The sequence below is a fragment of the Pseudoalteromonas sp. 11L1 genome, assembly GCF_055397545.1.
The window spans coordinates 2,092,508-2,107,610 of the sequence record NZ_AP041141.1; the positions used below are offsets into that span (position 1 = coordinate 2,092,508).

General features: G+C 39.2%; 17 protein-coding genes. 11 read left to right on the forward strand and 6 right to left on the reverse strand.

The genetic code is table 11. The features are described from left to right. Nucleotides 1–40 precede the first annotated feature (40 nt). The 5 genes from ACZ5WS_RS09880 (at nucleotide 41) to ACZ5WS_RS09900 (ending at nucleotide 6,124) form a co-directional block, all read left to right on the forward strand. Complete coding sequence (locus ACZ5WS_RS09880) at nucleotides 41–1,420, forward strand: MATE family efflux transporter (protein WP_290170730.1); 1,380 nt, start codon at nucleotides 41–43, stop codon at nucleotides 1,418–1,420. Further along, nucleotides 1,417–3,411 carry an excinuclease ABC subunit UvrB gene (gene uvrB / locus ACZ5WS_RS09885; RefSeq protein ID WP_178956275.1) on the forward strand — a complete coding sequence of 665 codons (1,995 nt, stop codon included), beginning with the start codon at nucleotides 1,417–1,419 and terminating at the stop codon, nucleotides 3,409–3,411. Before ACZ5WS_RS09880 ends, uvrB begins: the two co-directional genes overlap by 4 nt. Beyond that, nucleotides 3,412–4,341 carry a class I SAM-dependent methyltransferase gene (locus ACZ5WS_RS09890; protein WP_178956274.1) on the forward strand — a complete coding sequence of 310 codons (930 nt, stop codon included), beginning with the start codon at nucleotides 3,412–3,414 and terminating at the stop codon, nucleotides 4,339–4,341. It abuts the gene before it with no gap. Nucleotides 4,342–4,349: 8 nt separating this feature from the next. After that, complete coding sequence (locus ACZ5WS_RS09895) at nucleotides 4,350–5,015, forward strand: tRNA (adenine(22)-N(1))-methyltransferase TrmK (RefSeq protein WP_464708210.1); 666 nt, start codon at nucleotides 4,350–4,352, stop codon at nucleotides 5,013–5,015. A gap of 95 nt (nucleotides 5,016–5,110) precedes the next feature. Beyond that, a complete protein-coding gene (locus tag ACZ5WS_RS09900) occupies nucleotides 5,111–6,124 on the forward strand; it encodes a hypothetical protein (RefSeq protein ID WP_138607738.1) in 1,014 nt (337 codons plus the stop codon). A gap of 8 nt (nucleotides 6,125–6,132) precedes the next feature. Here the strand turns inward: ACZ5WS_RS09900 and ACZ5WS_RS09905 are convergent, their stop codons facing one another. Next, the gene (locus ACZ5WS_RS09905) at nucleotides 6,133–6,375 is read right to left on the reverse strand and encodes a hypothetical protein (RefSeq protein ID WP_010388451.1); all 243 of its coding nucleotides are present in this window, start codon (nucleotides 6,373–6,375) and stop codon (nucleotides 6,133–6,135) included. Between the two features lie 174 nt (nucleotides 6,376–6,549). Between ACZ5WS_RS09905 and ACZ5WS_RS09910 the strand changes: the two genes are divergently transcribed. Then, entirely contained in the window at nucleotides 6,550–6,999 is a 450-nt protein-coding gene (locus ACZ5WS_RS09910) for a methyltransferase family protein (RefSeq protein WP_138607740.1), read from the forward strand. Between the two features lie 60 nt (nucleotides 7,000–7,059). Here ACZ5WS_RS09910 and queC read toward each other — a convergent pair whose 3' ends face one another. Then, on the reverse strand, nucleotides 7,060–7,716 hold the full coding sequence (gene queC / locus ACZ5WS_RS09915) for a 7-cyano-7-deazaguanine synthase QueC (RefSeq protein WP_008110177.1): 657 nt from the start codon (nucleotides 7,714–7,716) through the stop codon (nucleotides 7,060–7,062). A 145-nt stretch (nucleotides 7,717–7,861) separates the two neighbouring features. On the opposite strand from queC, the gene queE reads away from it, so the two are divergent. Next, nucleotides 7,862–8,527, forward strand: coding sequence for a 7-carboxy-7-deazaguanine synthase QueE (queE, locus tag ACZ5WS_RS09920; protein ID WP_464711498.1), 666 nt, complete (start codon nucleotides 7,862–7,864; stop codon nucleotides 8,525–8,527). 129 nt (nucleotides 8,528–8,656) lie between these two features. Here the strand turns inward: queE and ACZ5WS_RS09925 are convergent, their stop codons facing one another. Beyond that, complete coding sequence (locus tag ACZ5WS_RS09925) at nucleotides 8,657–8,929, reverse strand: hypothetical protein (protein ID WP_464708220.1); 273 nt, start codon at nucleotides 8,927–8,929, stop codon at nucleotides 8,657–8,659. A gap of 137 nt (nucleotides 8,930–9,066) precedes the next feature. On the opposite strand from ACZ5WS_RS09925, the gene ACZ5WS_RS09930 reads away from it, so the two are divergent. Both ACZ5WS_RS09930 and ACZ5WS_RS09935 read left to right on the forward strand, forming a co-directional pair. Then, the gene (locus tag ACZ5WS_RS09930; RefSeq protein ID WP_464708224.1) at nucleotides 9,067–9,396 is read left to right on the forward strand and encodes a hypothetical protein; all 330 of its coding nucleotides are present in this window, start codon (nucleotides 9,067–9,069) and stop codon (nucleotides 9,394–9,396) included. Continuing rightward, the gene (locus ACZ5WS_RS09935) at nucleotides 9,356–10,540 is read left to right on the forward strand and encodes a substrate-binding periplasmic protein (protein ID WP_464708228.1); all 1,185 of its coding nucleotides are present in this window, start codon (nucleotides 9,356–9,358) and stop codon (nucleotides 10,538–10,540) included. The genes ACZ5WS_RS09930 and ACZ5WS_RS09935 overlap by 41 nt, the downstream gene beginning before the upstream one ends. A gap of 72 nt (nucleotides 10,541–10,612) precedes the next feature. Here the strand turns inward: ACZ5WS_RS09935 and ACZ5WS_RS09940 are convergent, their stop codons facing one another. From ACZ5WS_RS09940 to ACZ5WS_RS09950, 3 genes are all read right to left on the reverse strand, one after another. Next, nucleotides 10,613–11,059, reverse strand: a complete 447-nt coding sequence (locus ACZ5WS_RS09940) for a hypothetical protein (protein ID WP_198523365.1) — start codon at nucleotides 11,057–11,059, stop codon at nucleotides 10,613–10,615. Nucleotides 11,060–11,205: 146 nt separating this feature from the next. Continuing rightward, complete coding sequence (gene bcp, locus ACZ5WS_RS09945) at nucleotides 11,206–11,685, reverse strand: thioredoxin-dependent thiol peroxidase (protein WP_464708232.1); 480 nt, start codon at nucleotides 11,683–11,685, stop codon at nucleotides 11,206–11,208. Between the two features lie 10 nt (nucleotides 11,686–11,695). Next, on the reverse strand, nucleotides 11,696–12,229 hold the full coding sequence (locus ACZ5WS_RS09950; RefSeq protein WP_138607749.1) for a glycine cleavage system transcriptional repressor: 534 nt from the start codon (nucleotides 12,227–12,229) through the stop codon (nucleotides 11,696–11,698). A gap of 354 nt (nucleotides 12,230–12,583) precedes the next feature. On the opposite strand from ACZ5WS_RS09950, the gene bamC reads away from it, so the two are divergent. Both bamC and ACZ5WS_RS09960 read left to right on the forward strand, forming a co-directional pair. Further along, a complete protein-coding gene (gene bamC, locus ACZ5WS_RS09955) occupies nucleotides 12,584–13,642 on the forward strand; it encodes an outer membrane protein assembly factor BamC (protein ID WP_138607751.1) in 1,059 nt (352 codons plus the stop codon). 65 nt (nucleotides 13,643–13,707) lie between these two features. Next, the gene (locus tag ACZ5WS_RS09960; protein WP_464708238.1) at nucleotides 13,708–15,096 is read left to right on the forward strand and encodes a YjiH family protein; all 1,389 of its coding nucleotides are present in this window, start codon (nucleotides 13,708–13,710) and stop codon (nucleotides 15,094–15,096) included. Nucleotides 15,097–15,103: the final 7 nt, after the last annotated feature.

Below are 15,103 nucleotides of genomic sequence, written 5' to 3' on the forward strand. Positions count from 1 at the left end.
TTTAAAATATGCCGTTCAGTAAAAGAGGCTTATTTATTTTATGCGCGCACATTCTCAATCACATACTCGCCCTGATTTACTCACCGCTCCAATCTTGCCTACGCTAAAGAAAATGACCGTTCCAATGATTTTTGGGATGATAACCTTAATGATGTTCAACATAGTTGATACTTTTTTTATTAGCTTATTGGGTACAGAGCCGCTTGCCGCGGTGAGTTTTACATTTCCCGTTACTTTTACTGTAATCAGTTTAGCAATTGGTTTAGGTATAGGTACTTCTGCGGTTATTGCAAAAGCATTAGGCAGTAACAATATAGAAGAAGCGCGTTTTGATGCCAGTGTGTCGTTGTTGGTAGCGGTAATATTAGTATTGGTTTTATCTGCTTGTGGCTATTTATTGATAGATCCTATATTTACCTTGCTTGGGGCAGGGGAGCAAGTACTCCCGTTAATTCATCAGTATATTAGTATTTGGTTTTTGGGTAGTGTGTTTTTAATTACCCCCATGATTGGAAATTCAGTACTGCGTGCCAGTGGTGATACTAAAACACCAAGCATTATTATGGGTGGAGCTGGGCTTATTAATGCCGTACTCGATCCGATGCTTATTTTTGGCTTTGGTCCCATTCCCGCATTAGGTATTAAAGGGGCCGCTATTGCCAGTGTTATAGCTTGGGCAGTTGCAGTGGCGATTATTTTATACATATTAATTTTTAAAAAGCAGTTGCTCAGTTTAAAAGCGGGCAAACAAACTATTGTTGGTGCAATTCGTAAAATCTTAAAAATTGGTTTACCGGCAGCGGGGGCTAACATGCTCACCCCTGTTGCTATGGCGGTAATGACCGCATTGGTTGCTCATCATGGCCCCGAAGCTGTGGCAGCTTTTGGAGTAGGGAGCCGAATAGAATCAATAGCGAGTTTAGTGGTATTAGCTTTGTCGATGACCTTACCACCTTTTATTAGCCAAAATTTTGGAGCAAGTCATTTTTCTCGCGTAAAAGATGCCTACCTAGGTACGCTCAAGTTTGTAATGTTGTGGCAGTTTGTTATTTATATTGTATTAATTATTTTTTCAGGCGTCATTAGTGAAATATTTGGTAAAGAGCAAGCGGTTGTTGATGTCATCAGGCTGTTTATTTATACCATTCCTTTAAGCTATGGCTTGCAAGGAGTGATCATTTTATCAAACTCCTCGTTTAACGCTTTACACAAACCCATGAACGCCTTAGTTTTGAGCGTTATTCGATTGTTTGTTTTTTATATTCCCTTTGCGTATATCGGAAACGAACTCGCAGGCTTAATCGGCTTGTTTATTGGCGCGGCCATTGGTAATTTATTCACAGCCCTTGTAGCCTACAAGTGGTTTATGAAAGAAATTGAAGCGTTAAGCAGTCAAGCATTACAGGAGTGTAGTCATTGAGCGATCATTTTCAGCTAGTATCAAAATTTAAACCCGCAGGGGATCAGCCAACCGCTATTGCTCAGTTGTGTGAAGGCTTAGAGGCCGGACTGGCCCAGCAAACCTTATTAGGCGCAACGGGAACCGGTAAAACGTTCACTATGGCTAACATTATTAGTGATTTAAACCGGCCAACTATTATTATGGCGCATAATAAAACCTTAGCGGCTCAATTGTATGGCGAAATGAAAGAATTTTTTCCACACAATGCGGTTGAATACTTTGTATCTTACTACGATTACTACCAACCTGAAGCCTATGTGGTAGCCAGCGACACCTTTATCGAAAAAGACGCATCTATTAATGAACACATAGAGCAAATGCGACTCAGTGCCACTAAAGCGCTTTTAGAGCGACGCGATACCATTATTGTTGCCTCTGTATCGGCAATTTACGGTTTGGGCGATCCTGATTCATACATGAAAATGATGCTACTTTTAAAAGTAGGTGAAAAGGTCGATCAACGTGACATGCTGCGCCGTCTTGCAGAGCTACAATATACGCGAAACGATATTGATTTTAGTCGCGGTACATATCGTGTACGTGGTGAAGTGGTTGATATATTCCCCGCAGAATCAGACACCTATGCAGTGCGTGTGGAAATGTTTGATGATGAAGTTGAACGCTTGAGTATTTTTGACCCATTAACCGGTGCGGTAGAAAAACATATAGTACGTGCCACTATTTATCCTAAAACTCACTATGTAACGCCACGAGAAAAAATTCTCGAAGCCATAGAAAAAATTAAAGCAGAACTCAAAGAGCGCAGAGCACAATTGCTCAGCGCAAATAAGTTAGTAGAAGAGCAGCGCATAGCTCAGCGTACCCAATACGATATAGAAATGATGACCGAGCTTGGTTATTGCTCTGGTATTGAAAACTACAGCCGTTATTTATCGGGGCGTACACCTGGCGATCCACCGCCAACATTACTGGACTATTTACCCGACGATGCATTAATGATTATAGATGAATCGCACGTAACCGTCTCACAAATTGGTGCCATGTATAAAGGTGATAGAAGCCGTAAAGAAAACCTCGTTGAATATGGTTTTAGAATGCCCTCAGCTATGGATAACAGGCCACTGCGTTTTGAAGAGTTTGAGGCCATTGCACCACAAACCATTTATGTATCGGCCACCCCAGGCGACTTTGAATTAGAGCGCAGCAACGGCGAAGTTGCAGAGCAGGTTATTCGTCCAACCGGCTTACTTGACCCTGTTATTGAAGTGCGCCCGGTAGGCGACCAAGTTGATGATTTACTCTCAGAAATTTACAAATGTGTTGAAGCAAAAGAGCGAGTGCTGGTAACTACGCTTACCAAACGTATGGCTGAGGATTTAACTGACTACCTGAGTGAGCACAATGTAAAAGTACGTTATTTACACTCTGACATTGATACCGTAGAGCGGGTAGAAATTATTCGTGATTTACGTGCCGGTGTATTTGATGTGTTAGTGGGCATTAACTTACTACGTGAAGGCTTAGATATGCCAGAAGTTGCACTAGTGGCTATTTTAGATGCTGATAAAGAAGGCTTTTTACGTTCAGCGCGCTCACTTATTCAAACAATAGGCCGTGCGGCGCGCCACCTTGATGGCCGCGCTATTTTATACGGTGACAGAGTGACTAAATCGATGGCCAAAGCCATTGAAGAAACTGACCGACGCCGAGAAATACAACACGCTTATAATGTTAAGCACGGTATTGAACCCAGTGCCTTGGTTAAAAAGATACTTGATGTAATGGATGTAGGCCAAGATGCCTCACCGCAAGACAATCTACAGCTTATTCGTAAAGACTCTAAAAAAATCCTCAGTGCTAAAGAAATTGCAACGCAAATTAAGCAGTTAGAAACCAAAATGCATGCGTATGCCAGTGATTTAGAATTTGAAAAAGCCGCCTCAGTGCGCGACGAAATACATGAACTACAACAACAGTTGATTAATTAAATGACAACCGATTTTACTCCCCTTATAAATGCTTTGGCAGACACGCCTTTTTCCGATAATGAGCTTTGCCGGGTATTTCATGGGCGTGGCCACAGTGTGGAAGCGCTTAGTCATATTAACTTAGACTTTTACCCACCAAGTTTGTTTTTGGTGTCATACAGTGAAATTGACGAGGAAACACTCGCTGCACTCACCGATACGTTATGGCAATGGGCACAACAACATCATCCAGAGTTAATTACTGCATTGGTGTATCAACAGCGAGCTGGGCTACAAAGCCATAACACCCTTGTTCACGGTCAACTGCCAGTTCGTCATAGCGTAGCCGAAAACGGGGTGCGTTTTTTGGTTGATTTAATGAGTAAGCAAAACACCGGTATTTTTCCTGATATGCGAAAAGGCCGTGAGTTTGTTATGCAAAATAGTAAGCACGCCAAAGTACTAAATTTGTTTTCTTATACCTGTGGTTTTTCGGTTGCGGCTATGCACGGTGGTGCAGATCATGTGATGAACATGGATATGAGCAAAGGTGTGTTAAAAGTGGGTAAGCAAAACCACCAACTCAATAATGTCGATCGTGGGGTCAGTTTTTTACCGCACGATATTTTAAAGTCGTTTGGTAAGCTAAAAAAAGCAGCACCGTTTGATTTGATTATTGTTGATCCGCCCAGTTTTCAAAAAGGCAGTTTTATTTTAACTAAAGACTATCAAAAAGTGCTGCGCAGACTTCCTGAGCTTTTAAACGATACTACACAGCTATTGTTATGCGCTAATAGCCCTGAGCTTACAGAAAACGATTTTAGAGCACTTATTGAAGAGCATACTCAAGGTGCTATTGAGTTTGTTAAACGCCTAGAACCTACGGATCGCTTTATTGAAATTGATAGCGATAAAAGCTTAAAAGCATTGGTGTACAAAACAAAAACATAGTGAGTTAAATGAAACTGAGTAAACGTTTAAACGCCATCAATTCGTTAATTACACAGCCGCACGATATTGTTTGGGATTGTTGTTGCGATCATGGCTTTTTAGGTATGGCATTACTTGAGCGCGGCATAGCCAAACAAATAAACTTTGTTGATATTATTCCAGAGTTAACGGAAGCGCTTGAGCAGTCGCTACAACAATTTGAGCAAGTAAAGTCTTTGCCTTCATGGCAAGTGCGCTGCGAAGATGTTGCGCAAATTAAACTGCCAACAGGTGCTAAGCAAGTAATTGTTATTGCTGGAGTAGGGGGCGATTTATGTTTAAAGCTAATTCAGCAAATTATTGCTAATAACCCACAAAGCCTTAAACAACTTCGTTTTATTATTTGCCCTATTATGCACCTTTATAAGGTACGTGCGGGTTTACAGGCGTGTAATTTGCAGCTCGAAAGCGAGCAAATTATTGTTGAAAATAAGCGTTTTTACGAAGTGTTACAAGTCAGCTTTAATGCCACGGGCACTATCACTAAAACGGGGGCTAACATGTGGGATATACATAACTCTCAACACCATCAATATCAGCAACAATTGCTTGACCATTATACCCGAATGCTCAATAAAGATAGACTTTACTATCAAAAAGTTATAACAGAGTATCAACACGTATTTGAACGCTAAATACTGACAAAAAGTGTGATCGTTTTTTATGATTAACTTCGTAAAGTGCTTCATAGTTAATATCTTGCCGCTGGGCAGATTTATTTGGTTTATATATGTCAGATAACAATATAAAAATTGAGTCATTATTAGGTGATGGGCAAAAATGGCAACACAGCTACGAGCAACCCATTTCGTATGCGCCCCTAGTGCAACTGGCTAATAAAAATTGGATTGTTCCGCAGCATTTTTTGCGTTACAAGCATACACTGGCCAGTGTTAATGAAGTACTTAACGACATTAGTTTTTCCAACCACTTTAGTGTGTTAGCAGCTGAAAAAAACAGTGATGTTTATTTGCAAGTAGCAGTACTTAGTCCCGACAATTACCGTGCTGATAATAAAGCAAAAAAACTATTGTTTGGTCGCCGTTGGCCAGTAGAGCAAAACTTACCTACTTCAGAGCTTATTCAAACTGCATTTTTAGCGTTAAAAGTGGCGCGTGAACATGAGGTTAGAGAGCTTTTTCAGCTGCAACACCAAGGCGCAACTAGTACGCCATTTAATAATCATCATGATTTACCCGTTATGGCACAAAATCCCGAGCTTGTTAAAAGTACATCGTTTAAAAATATTTCATTGAACGAGCTGATAGAGCGCCTTGTGTTTGCGGATAACCAAATAGAGCTAATTAACTGCCAAGCTATAATCACCGGTGAACAGGTGTATACGGTTCAACTTCATTGCGATAGTTGCCAGCTGAGTGAGTTTAATAACAAAACTTTGTCATTCTTAGCACCGGATACAACAACAAATAGCTTTTTACATAGTTTTATTGCCGCATTGGTTGCTATAAGCAATGATTATGTGAGCGAGCATTTTAAATACCAAGGTTTTGCACGTTTTAGTAAGCATGTACAGGCGGAGCAAATAGGCGAGTTAAGTGTTTCTATGCGTTCGCCAAGTTCAGTTAGTTTGTGCTCAATGGGTAAACAAGAGGCGAATCAGTTAAATTTTGAAATAGACAGTGGCAGAGCACCGCAAGGGTGTGGTCAAGCAATTGGTGGTTTTTTAGCTGCCCATGGCATTGAGCAGCCTGAAAACGCACATTTATACCCAAATTACTTGTAACGTATACATTAAAGTTTGTTTATTTCTTGTTTTACGTTATAGCTTGAGTCGGTAACAATGGCTTCAAGTGTTTGTACTCGTTGTTTAAGTTCACTCACTTGAGCGGTTACCTCAGCTAGTTGTTTGTGTGCGTCTTGATTGTTGTCCTGTACTTTATGTTTAAATTCAAGGTGCTTTTTATACATATCGTAAATAACTCCCGAACCTACAGAAATAAGTACAATGAGAACTATCATTGTTGTGCCAGACATAATTACTTCCTTTAACTTTTATTTAAGCTTAAATTATAACCATAATTAAGCGCTCATAAAGCTAATTAATTGTAACTTTATTTGTATTTATAAATATTCGATAAGTCATTGTTATTATTTGTGATGCCACCATATAGTAATTATGAAGTTTTTTAATCGATACAAGGAGTAGGTATGTTAAATAATAAAATTCCACCGGTTGTGGTTGTGGTGTTTTTTGCTGCTGTAATGGCACTGATTGCACATTATAGCGTGATTGATTTTAGCGCATTTATTACTTATCTCTCGCTAGCACTTGTCGCTACTGGGTGTATATTTTGTATTGCTGGGGTCGTGAGTTTCCGGTTTGCTAAAACAACAGTACTACCTAACAAACCAGAACAAGCGTCTAGTTTAGTTACCTCAGGTGTTTATAAATTCTCTCGTAATCCGATGTATTTAGGTTTTGCGTTTATATTAGCAGGCTGGGGCGTGTGGTTGGGTTCAATGTGGGCTTTTTTAGGTGTAGCAGGGTTTATTGCTTACATTACCTTATTTCAAATAATCCCAGAGGAACGGGCGCTCCACAAATTATTTGGTGAGCAATTTGACGATTATAAATCACGAGTAAAACGCTGGCTTTAACGTTTTATCGCAACAAAAAAGGCTACCCTTGGTAGCCTTTTAGTGTATTAACGTTGAACTTTACTCATATTCAAGCGGGTCTGTCACGTTGTTAAGCTCAAAGGCCTCTAAACGTTCTTGGCAGGCACCACATTTACCACACGCTTTGTCACGACCATTATAACAGGTCCATGTTTGGCTGTAGTCTAAGCCCATTTTAATACCGTCGGTTAAAATATCGATTTTAGTATTGTTTAAATACGGGCTAAAAATTTCTACTGCATCGTAATTTGCAATACGACATACATCATCCATCTTTTTAACAAACTCAGGACGACAGTCAGGGTAAATTGCATGATCGCCTGAATGCGCGCCGTAATATACTTTGCTCGCTTTAAGCGACACTGCATAACCTACCGCTAAGGAAAGTAAAATCATATTGCGGTTAGGCACAATGGTGCTTTTCATGCTTTCTTCTTCGTAATGGCCTTCTGGCACATCAATATCGTCTGTTAACGACGAACCACCAATAAGCTGATTAATTGCTGATATATCAACAATTTTGTGCGGGACATTTAGCTTTTCACATACGTTGGCGGCAACTTTAAGTTCTTTAACATGACGCTGACCATAATCAAACGAGAGGGCATAAACATCATGGCCTTGCTGCAAGGCTTTATTTAATACAGTAAATGAGTCCATACCGCCGGAATAAATAACAACTACTTTTTGCGTCATACGTGGTTTGCTCTTTAGTTTTGATAGAGGTTTATATCAGGGCGCGATATACTACACGGCCAAGGCATAAATGACAATTTTTGCACCGTGCTTTGCGATTTTTAATAGTAACAATTTTGCCGTCAGGTTGTAAGTGAGATTTCTTTTGTACAAAATTAATGAAGTGTTTGAAACCATTCAAGGTGAAGCGAGCTTTACCGGTACGCCGTCTATATTTTTACGCCTGCAAGGTTGTCCTGTGGGATGTTCGTGGTGTGACACTAAACAAACCTGGGATGTTGATAATGTATATAAAGTATCACTAGATGACACGGTAGAAAAAAAAGCCGACTCAGATCATTGGGCTGAGGCCAGTGCCGCGCAGGTCCTGGAGTTATTTAAATCCCGTGGCTATACCGCCAAACATGTTGTGATCACCGGTGGTGAACCTTGCATGTACGATTTAAACCCAGTGTGTAATTTATTGCATGAGCATGGCTTTAGCACGCAAATAGAAACCAGTGGCACCTTTGAAATTCTCGCCCCTGCCCAAACGTGGGTTACGGTATCGCCAAAAATTAATATGCGTGGTGGTTACAAAGTATTGAGCAGTGCTATGCAACGCGCCGATGAAATTAAACATCCGATTGCCATGCAAAAGCACGTAGAAGAGTTAGAAGAGTTATTTACCGCCACGGGTGTTAACCCAAAACTGGTATATTTACAGCCAATCAGTCAAAAAACGTCGGCAACTAAATTAGCCATTGATACTTGTATCGCCAAAAACTGGCGTTTATCAATTCAAGTACATAAGTATTTGGGAATTAGTTAAATAGCAAACGCAGCTGCAAGTGGTTAGCTATAAGCGATCAGCTGCTCGGCGTTGAGTTATATTACGTAGGTTGGGTGAGTAAACCCCAACCTAACTCAACAAATTTAAACTCATAAAGCCAAGCAGGCTTTAAATATAATTTTCATCAATAAACTGGCACCACTGCTGAGTATTTAATTCTGGTACGTTTGGCTTATCTCTAATACCGAGTTTAAACATGATTACAGAGCGCCATTCTAAAGAGCCAATGTCTGGCCCATGTCCATAACCGTCACCGGTATTTATTTGCTGTTCAACATGATTAAACCATGCTTCAGAGCACGGAGAGTATTTTCTATCTTTTTGCGCAACACTACTGCACCCAGCAGTAATGAGTAATAAAGGAGCCATTAATAGTTTCATATTTTACCTATGTGTTTATTTTGTTGAACCTTGAACCTTGAACCTTGAACCTTGAACCTTGAACCTCAAACTAACACCTAAGTTTGCAAAGTACACTGGTGGTGCATATATTAAACTAAGTGATTGGGAGAATGCGCTTGGCTAAATACCTACTACTGTTTTTTGTTTTTTCTTATGTTTGTATAAACCCGGCTTTTGCGAGTGTAAAAGTTGGCGTAACTCATTGGGTTGATTACACCAATCCGGATGAAACAGGCGTTTATATTGAGCTACTCAAAGAAGTTTATGCAGATGAACAGCTCGAGTTTGATTTTAGTACTTACAAACGAATTACCAATTTATTTGAACAAAAACAGTATGACTTCGTAATTGGTGTTGCTAAAGAAGATGTTCCTTTAGCTTATTATCCTCATTGGTACTTAGATTATGATTATCCAATTAATGCCTATTTTTTTAAATTCTACTAATAACTTTAACAAGTTATCTGATTTTAACAACAAAGTATTAAGCTGGCTCGACGGCTATAATTTCGATAAGTTTATTGAATACCCACACGATTATTACCCGGTTTCTACTATTGAAAAAGCAATGGCTCTGCTACTGAATAAACGTATAGATGCTTTCGTTGATTTTGACTACAACATTCCTAAAGAGTATAAATCAAAGCTTAATTATGTAGAGGTTGTGCCTGCAAGGCCTATTTATTTAGCCTTTTCGAACGATGAAAAGGGCAGAGCCTTGGCGCAAAAATTTGACCAAACCATGCCAAAATTAAAATCATCGGGACGGTTGCAGGAATTATATAAATCAGATTATGACAATACGCGGTTTGCTGACTTTGACGCAAGTAAAATAAAAATCGTATTGAGTAGTAACGATGAGTCTTTGCTGCGATTGAACTCAGTTACCGAAGAAAAATCACTAGACGCACAGCTTTATAAATTAATTTTGACTGAAATGCGAGACTACAGAGTTGAGTTTGTAAAAGCGCCAAATACAAACAATGAAGTTCAATTTGGCACTAATTATTGTTATGCCAATAAAATTAACACCCCAGAACGAGCAAACCGCTATTTAATATCAAAGCCGTTTTCTTTGTATCTCGCTCCGCGACTTTATTCTCCTACTGATTTAACTGAATTTAAACATATGAAAAATTTAGATGAGTTAGTGTCTCAAAGTGAATTAAGGTTGGGATTATCAAAATTCAGAATATTCTCCGAAGACATTATGTCTCTACTTGAAGAAGTAGATAAAACTAAAATAAAACCAGCCCCCACTAATATATTCTCTAGATTAGAACAATTAGCTAAGTTGCAAGAGTTTGATGCGTCTATTGAATACCCCAGCGATGTAGCCACGTACTGGCAGGATATAACAGACGCAGACATTCACTCCCTTGATTTGAAATTAAATACATCGTTTACTGTTGGGCATTTAATGTGTGAGCGCAGTGAAGAAAATATAAAATTTGTTCATGATTTTAATAATACACTCTCAAAATTAATTCAAAGCAATAAATACAAAGCGCTTATATATCACTTTGCGGCTGACATACCTGCTGAAGAGTTTAATAAAATTTATCAGCAAGCACTGTTGGGTGAAAAGTGAGAACGCAAGCACTGCGTAATTTTTTAACCGCTAGGGTAGGCTATTTATTATTGAAATCTTTGCTCTGAAAATTCAAACAATGGCACTGACAAGTGCGCCAGCGTCTGTAATACCTGCATCTTTCATGGCTTGGCTAATCATTTGCACCAGCGCGACTACTTGAGATTGTGTTGATGAAACGATGTTTGCTTGTGCTTCAATTTGTGCTTGTATTGCCTCGTCTTCTTGGTCCGATTGAGCTTGTAATTGAGTGAGTTGTTCTTTTTGTTCTTCAAGCAGCTGTTTGAGCTCTTTAAGTTGCTCTATCATTTTTGCAATATATTCAGGCATTTCTGAATTTGTGGTTTTTTCAACGTTTTGATCAGCCTCTTTTCCCGAGAGTTTATTACGCTCTCTGTCTGATAATTGATAATCAGCGTTGTCCTTATTTTTAGTTGTTTCTTTTGTTTGTTGTGCAGCATTTATTTTTTCTGCTGCAATTTTAACGTCAAAGGCTGAGTGTTTATTTAGCTGTATCACGGTTAATTATCCATAATGTTATTCGTTACCAATTTAGCTATCGGCAGGAATGCTAAAGTACTAAAGCGATAAATACAAAAAAGCGTTGCCCTTGAGCAACGCTTTTATTTTATCTTGTTTAGCCTTTAGCCTTTAGCCTTTAGCCTTTATTCAGCAGCTAAATAATCCAATACCACTTGGTGATGATCTTTGGTTTTAAATTTATCAAACAAGTGTTTAATTTTACCGTCTTGACCGACTAAGAAAGTGAGGCGGTGGATACCATCATATTCTTTGCCCATAAACTTTTTGTATCCCCACACGCCAAATGCCTCAGCAATGGCATGATCTTCGTCAGAAAGTAGGTCAAAGTTAAGCTCTTTTTTAGTTTCAAAGTTTTTAAGGCGCTTAATTGGATCTGGGCTTATACCAACCACGTGAGTGTTGAATTTTGCAAGCTCGGCTTGTTGGTCACGCAGATTCTCGGCTTGTACGGTACAGCCTGGCGTTGACGCTTTAGGGTAAAAGTATACCAATACTTGTTTTTCTTTTAATAACTCGCTGAGCACGACGGTATCGTCATTTTGGTTTTGTAAGCTAAAAGCCGGTGCTGTGTCGCCACTTTGTAGTGGGGTAATTTTGTTCATGCTAAACTCCTTAGCGAATACGTCGAAAGATGTAATCTACGTTTAAAACGTGCGAAAGGTTTTCAAAACTAATTTTAAATTGGTCAATGTCAACGTCAACGGGAATATTAAATTCAAGTTCACAGCGCATTTTAAGTTCAGTATCTTCTTCGTAGGTATCTGACTTTAATGAGCAAATATTAATATTACTGTCTGCAAAAAAGCGCGTTACTTTACTCAAAGTGCCAGGGGTGTCTATGCCAGTATATTCTAAGGTGTAACCTGCACAAAACTCGCTTTGATTATGGCTTGAAGTGCGTTTCATCATAGTAAGCAGGCCAAGTTCCATACCTTTGGTAGGCAGGGTATGCTCAATACGGCTAATGGCTGACATATCACCGCTAAGTAGCATAATAAAAGTAAGTTCGTTGCCTAAAATAGCAATGCGGCTATCTATAATATTACAGTGGCAATCACTGACGAGTTGCGTAAGCTCACTAACGATGCCCGATCTATCTTCGCCAATTGCGGTTAAAACAATTTGATGATTTGAAAATGCAGTCATGGGTTTTAAAGTACCTAAGTTACTTGGATGATAACAACCGACTTGGCAACAAAAAATAAACACGTAGCGTTGCACGGCGGCAAAGTTTAACACAAAACCCGCGTTAAACTACAGCGACGGTTAATTTTAGGCGGTTAATAGTGCAGTGTTTCTTGTTTTTACAAGCTTGTGAAAGTACCATAGCAAAAATGTGTCTATTTGTAGCCTAGTCTGTCGGTCATCTTGTTGGCTTAATGCAGTTAGATAAGCAAATTATAAATGTAAAGTTAATATTGATTTTACACTGAACCAAATCGGTATTACCCACTCATATATTTGTTAAAACAATTAAGGGTATGCTAAGGAGAATTATCTGTGCAGTATTGGATCCCAAAAGCACTTGCAGTAAGTGTATTGGTAAGTTTGTCAGGGTGTAGTGTATTTACAAGTGATGCCCATAATGAGCGTAACTACCGCGCCCATGAGCCGGTTAAAGCACCTGCTTCGTTATCACAACCCGCTCAAGATCCTGTTTATAAGATGGATGTGGGTCAATATGATAATAATCCGGAGGCAACAAACTATCGTCCGCCGGCGCAAGTATTAACGGTTGCTAAAGGCAGTTGGGTTGAGGAAGCAGATAAACAAGCACGTATTTATTTTGATAAAAATGATGGCATTGACGATTTAGATGTATTCATTTGGGACTCGATTCAAGCAGTGCTTGCTGACAACAACATTAGTGCGACACAACAAAACAAAATGCAAGGAACACTTGAAACAGATTGGTACGCTATTGTTAAGCCAGAGGAAAGCTGGTTATGGGGCGATGATGAAAGTGTTGATTTAGAACGTTTTAAATTTACTATTGAAGAAAAAGAGCATCAACGTACAGCGTCTTTAACTGCTGAGCTTATTGATTTTAAAGGCGATAAGCCTTTGACTGATTTATTAAAACAGCAGCTAGAAGTACGTGCACTTAACCAAGTAGTAAGTGAGTTTGATTACCGCTATCGTCAACTTGAAGTTGATATGCGTAAGCGTAAAGGGGTAATTTCATTAGAGCTTGGGTTTGATAACAAAGGCAATGCAGCACTTGTTACTGAGCAAGCCTACGATACAGTATTCGATCGCTTTTCTGGATTCTTAGAGCGCTTATCTTTCACCATTGTTGAAATAAACCAAGAGACAGGTTTAATTACAGCAGATTACGCCAAAGTAGAAAGTAGCGTATGGGATTCTATTTGGGGCGATGAACCAACAGAATTACCAATTGATGAAGGCCAATACCAAATTTTGGTTAGCAAAACCAAGCAAGGTGGCACCAGTCTTACGTGGATGGATGACAAAGGCGAAACGCTTGAACCAGGTACAATGAATGGTTTACAGCAAGCATTAGAAGCGGCGTTAATTAAGCGCGGTATTAAAATTTAATAATTATAAATACTTACCACAAAAAGAGCACTTAGCTCTTTTTGTGGTTTTTACAGGTTGAAAATATGTCTCAGTTAGATTCATCACGCCCAGCATCCGTTCAAAAAAGTTATGATTTGAAAGTATGGTTGGTTTTTTTAATTCCTTCTTTAATCGGCGTTTTTTTGTTCATGACGCCAGTACCGTCTGGCGAAATAATGACGATACCTATCGCGGTAATGGCCAAGGCAATTCAAGCCTCATTCAGTGAGATAGCATTAGGACTAATAGCTACCATTATTTGTATTACTGGTGTAATGTCGCTGGTGCTTAGTGTCTTTAAACCGAAAAGCTTAACCAAATTTCGCTTATTAAATCATTTGTTTAATGTGAGTTGGATTTGGTTAGTAACACGGTTATTTGGTATGGCGTTTGTGCTTTTAACTTATTTTCAAGTGGGGCCGCATGCTATTACCTCAGAAAATACTGGCTTGCTAGTATTAAAAGATTTATTACCGGTGCTGTTTTCGGTATTTATTTTAGCGGGCTTATTACTGCCTTTATTACTTAATTTTGGTTTACTTGAGCTGGTGGGTACCTTACTTACTAAAGTAATGCGTCCATTATTTGGTGTACCAGGGCGCAGTGCAGTTAACTGCGTTGCTTCATGGTTAGGTGATGGTAGTGTGGGCATTTTGATGACTGCGCGTCAGTACGAAGATAAATATTACACTCAACGTGAAGCTGCGATTATTGGCACCACTTTCTCAGCTGTATCAATTACCTTTTGTTTGGTTGTTATTGGCCAAGTAAAGCTTGAATACTTATTTGCACCTTTCTACCTAACCGTGTGTTTAGCGGGTGTAGTGGCTGCGATAATTGTTCCGCGTTTACCACCACTGCGTTTTAAAAAGGACGTGCTTATTGATGGTGAACAACCTGATGGCAACGCCGAGCTAGTACCTGAAGGAAAAACATTATTTAAGCACTCTCTTGATGTTGCATTGACTAAAGCAGAAAAAGCGCCAGGCTTGAAGGGCACCTTAGAAGAAGGTATACACAATGCATTTGATATGGTGTTTGCAGTATTACCAGTAGTCATGGCGGTGGGTACATTTGCACTTATTATTGCTGAATATACCCCGATATTTCAGTATTTAGGTATGCCGTTTATTCCGTTCTTGGAGCTTTTACAAGTACCAGAAGCTGAAATGGCTGCACAAACTATTATGGTCGGTTTTGCAGATATGTTTATTCCTTCTATTCTAGCTGCAGGTTCAATTGAAAGTGATGTAACACGTTTTATTATTGCAGCCATGAGTGTGACGCAACTTATTTATATGTCTGAAGTGGGCGCACTTTTATTAGGAAGTAAAATACCAGTTAATATTTTTGAGTTGTTTGTTATTTTCATTCTCAGAACATTAGTTACATTGCCTGTTATTGCCTTAATGGCACACTGGTTAGTTGGCTAAGTAATGA